The organism is Actinomadura logoneensis, from assembly GCF_003428695.1.
Lineage (GTDB): Bacteria > Actinomycetota > Actinomycetes > Streptosporangiales > Streptosporangiaceae > Spirillospora > Spirillospora logoneensis.
This window is the reverse complement of record NZ_QURH01000584.1, coordinates 1-1,919: the sequence shown is the minus strand read 5'-3', so window position 1 is coordinate 1,919 and position 1,919 is coordinate 1. Positions and strand designations below refer to the sequence as shown.

The 1,919-nt window shown below is 74.8% G+C and carries 1 protein-coding gene and 1 pseudogene; one reads left to right on the top strand and one right to left on the bottom strand.

The window, feature by feature from the left end:
* Positions 1–341 (bottom strand): annotated as a pseudogene (locus DZF91_RS41320) (hypothetical protein); the annotation flags it as partial.
* A gap of 435 nt (positions 342–776) precedes the next feature.
* On the opposite strand from DZF91_RS41320, the gene DZF91_RS24400 reads away from it, so the two are divergent.
* Positions 777–1,802 (top strand): AAA family ATPase, encoded by a 1,026-nt coding sequence (locus DZF91_RS24400; protein WP_117359620.1) that lies wholly within the window; start codon positions 777–779, stop codon positions 1,800–1,802.
* Positions 1,803–1,919: the final 117 nt, after the last annotated feature.

Here is a 1,919-nt window from a genome sequence, read left to right as displayed (position 1 = left end):
GCGGCGGCGCCGGTCTCCGATCCGGCTCCGGTGCCGGTGGAGGATCCGGGGGCGCCCGGGGTATTGGCCGCCGGGGCGGGCCGGGTTCCGGGCGGCGCGGCGGGGAGGCCGGTTCCCGGGCCGGGTCCGTACTCGGGCCCGTGCGGGTGGCCGTGTGGGTGGCCGTGGGCGGGCATGCCCGCGAGGATCGCGGCGCGGAAGCGGTCGCGGGCGGCGGCGTCCTCGGCGGCGGCGCGGGACAGGACGGCGACGCTGGCGCGGCGGCCTTCGTCGTCCACGGCCAGGTAGACGATCCCGGCCGCGTTCTCGGTGAGCCGGGCCGTCAGGCGGAACGGCCCCAACCGGACAGGATCCCCGGAGGGCATCGGCCGTGACATGCCCGTCAGCCTAACAACACCCCTCCCGGTGCGGGGCGTCCACGTCCGCGGTCTCCGGCCTGCCCTGGCGCTCCGCTCCCCCGGGTGCGGGGGCTCGGGGCGGGGTCGTCGGACGGCCGGAGCCGGTCGCGGGAGGCTCCGGGGAGGTCTGGGGAGGTCGGTGGATGGGCTGGGGTGGGTGGGCTGCGGGGCAAGGGTGGGTGTTCCGCGCCACACCCTGCGGAGTGATCGCGTAAGGTCGGAAAAGGGGCCGCACCGACACGGGGCGTCTCCGCCTGCCGTCGTCCGCCGGGGCGCGCGGCCGTTCGTCCGCCGGTCGGCGGTGGTGCGGTCGCGGCTTGGGCCGCGGCGGTCGCGCTCCGCCGTCCGATGCCGTCCATCTGAGTGAGGGACCCGCCGATGACCGTCGCCGCTCACGACGTCGACCAGGCCGCCGCGCTGCTCCAGCGGACGGTCGCGGAGGTCAAGAAGGTCATCGTGGGGCAGGAGCACATGGTCGAGCGGATGGTGGTGGCGCTGCTGGCGCGCGGCCACTGCCTGATCGAGGGTGTGCCGGGTGTCGCCAAGACGCTGGCGGTGGGGACGCTGGCGCGGGTGGTCGGGGGGACGTTCGCGCGGTTGCAGTTCACGCCGGACCTGGTGCCGTCGGACATCGTGGGGACGCGGATCTACCATCCGTCGACCGAGCAGTTCGATGTGGAGCTCGGTCCGGTGTTCGTGAACTTCGTGCTGGCCGACGAGATCAACCGGGCTCCGGCGAAGGTGCAGTCGGCGCTGCTGGAGGTGATGGCGGAGCGGCAGGTGTCGCTGGGTGGGCACACCTACCGGCTGCCGGCGCCGTTCATCGTGCTGGCGACGCAGAACCCGATCGAGTCCGAGGGTGTGTACCCGCTGCCGGAGGCGCAGCGCGACCGGTTCCTGATGAAGATCGATGTGCGGTATCCGGGGGCGCACGAGGAGCTGCAGATCCTGCGGCGGATGAGTGTGGACCCGCCGGAGGCCGATCCCGTCCTGACGCCCGAGCGGCTGATCGAGTTGCAGCGGGCGGCGGAGGAGGTGTCGGTGCACGAGCTGGTCGCGGACTACATCGTGCGGCTGGTGATGGCGACGCGGGAGCCCGAGCAGTACCGGCTGCCGGATCTGCGGCCGGTGATCGAGGTCGGGGCGAGTCCGCGGGCGACGCTGGGGCTGGTGGGTGCGGCGCGGGCGCTGGCGTTGGTGAACGGCCGGGACTATGTGCTGCCCGATGACGTGCGGGCGGTGGCGCGGGATGTGATGGCGCACCGGATCGTGCTGTCGTTCGACGCGCTCGCCGACGGGGTGGACACCGGGGATGTGGTGGAGCAGATCCTGGCGGCGGTGCCGCCGCCGCGGGTGGTGTGGAACCAGGGGTCTCCGGCCGGGGCGGGTCAGGTGACGGCGTGATGGGCGCCGCCGCCGGTGGAGCACCGGAAGGCCCCGACGGCTCGGACGGCCCGCAGGGGCCGGGTGGGCCGGGTGGTGCGTGGGGCGCGCGGCCGGGGTTCGCGCCGCCGGACGCCG

Coding starts and splice junctions, on each gene's coding strand:
- DZF91_RS24400 (WP_117359620.1), top strand. CDS start 777: ATGACCGTCGCCGCTCACGACGTCGACCAGGCCGCCGCGCTGCTCCAG.